Here is a 1,689-nt window from a genome sequence, read left to right as displayed (position 1 = left end):
CTTCAACGTTCATGTCACGGTTGGCGATCATCGCGAAGCGCACCTTCGCGCGGCCTTTGTCCAGAACGTATTGTTCAGCAAACGCCGACAAGGCCATGCGTGCACCTTCATCTTCTTTCATGTCCAGAGACAGCTCATAGCGAACCACACCACTGTCTTTCTGGGCATACAGATTGTTCTGGCCTTTGACCGGCGCAACATCGCCTTGCTCATCGCGGATGCCAGCTTTGATCAAGGTCTGGCTTTTGTTGATCGCTTCGGCCAGCTTGAAGGACCAGTTCCCCTGTACACCCTCCTCAGCGCTATCAATGGTGATTGCCACCGAATGCGCCGCACTCTCGCCTGCTGCCGTGAAGGCACGGGCCTTGACCTTGTCGCCAGCCAACAGGGTGTTGGACGGCACAATACTGCCCACGTTACTCCAGCCGCCCGGCAACTCGGCTTCGGCAATGATGTTCACGTCGACCACGTTATAGAACGCGGCATCCGTGTCGCCAACGGTCCAGATACCCAAAAGAATGTGGGAGCCGTTTTTGTCTTGTGGAATGACGCATTCGTGCTTGGCGCCAGGTGCCGGCAGGACGTTGCCACCGTCAACCGTGCAGAACGGGGTGCTCTCAAACGAGGTACGCGCCAGTGGCTGATTAGCGTTCCAGCCGTTGCGGGTGATGAAGTACTCATGCTTGGTCGCCGGATGCGGCGCGGTGTACTTCCAGTCGAATTTTACAGTGCGATCCTTGATTTCAGTCTTGTGCCAACGCGTGGCCGACTGAGCGTCGACGGCAGAAAACAGGCCATGACCGCCACTGGCAATCTTGCCATCAATCGGCCCCTGCAAAGGCGCACCGCCTACGCCAGCCGGAAACCCCTTAAAGGTTTCACCCACGCTTTGCGGCTCGTACTGAGCACCGCCGCAGTCTTTATTCAACCCTTTCTGGCATTGGAAAGCGCGGGAAGGTGGGTCATTCAAGTAACCATGTGCCATGACACTTTGCATAGGTAGTAACAATGCACTCGCCAGAACCAATGAAGACGCACCGCCCCATTGCGAAAAATTATTTTTAATCATAACTACGGAATCCTACGATTAATATTTGGTAAAGAACTCACACTCAAATGGTGCGGACGATGCCTTGAAGAGTTATCGAACGACAACCGACGGTGATATTCGCGAAAACAAGGAATGATGGCTGTAGGGAAAGTCTTAGAAATAACTTTCAGGTACAACAATGCCCGACGAAGATAAACAACGTGCTGGCGATTAAAAATACAAATACTTTGAAATAGACAATAAAAAACCCATCACTTCAATGACAACAAAGTGATGGGTTTCAGGTGGAGACTATTATTGGTGGTATTGCGCGGACAGCTCGTGCACAGCCTGCAGGAACGCGCCCGCATGTTCCGGATTAACTTCCGGTGTAATGCCATGCCCCAGGTTGAACACATGCCCGGTGCCTGTGCCATAGCTGGCCAGGATGCGGCCCACTTCGGCGCGGATCGCTTCGGGCTTGGCGTACAGCACCGTCGGGTCCATGTTGCCCTGCAGCGCAACGCGGTTACCCACGCGCTGACGGGCTTCGCCGAGGTCGCAGGTCCAGTCCAGGCCGAGGGCGTCAGCGCCGGCATCGGCGATGCTTTCCAGCCACAGGCCGCCGCCTTTGGTGAACATGATCACCGGCACTTTAC

General features: G+C 54.9%; 2 protein-coding genes. Both read right to left on the bottom strand.

Annotated elements, in window-relative coordinates; genetic code table 11:
- The coding region (locus H8F21_RS29060) for a lytic polysaccharide monooxygenase (protein ID WP_203585823.1) at positions 1 to 1,069 on the bottom strand (1,069 nt) is incomplete at its 3' end.
- A gap of 276 nt (positions 1,070 to 1,345) precedes the next feature.
- On the bottom strand, positions 1,346 to 1,689 hold a 344-nt coding region (locus H8F21_RS29055; RefSeq protein WP_328824556.1), incomplete at its 5' end, for a uroporphyrinogen decarboxylase family protein.

Origin of the sequence: Pseudomonas arcuscaelestis (assembly GCF_016881005.1) — a bacterium.
Lineage (GTDB): Bacteria > Pseudomonadota > Gammaproteobacteria > Pseudomonadales > Pseudomonadaceae > Aquipseudomonas > Aquipseudomonas arcuscaelestis.
This window is presented reverse-complemented; position numbering and strand designations above follow the sequence as displayed.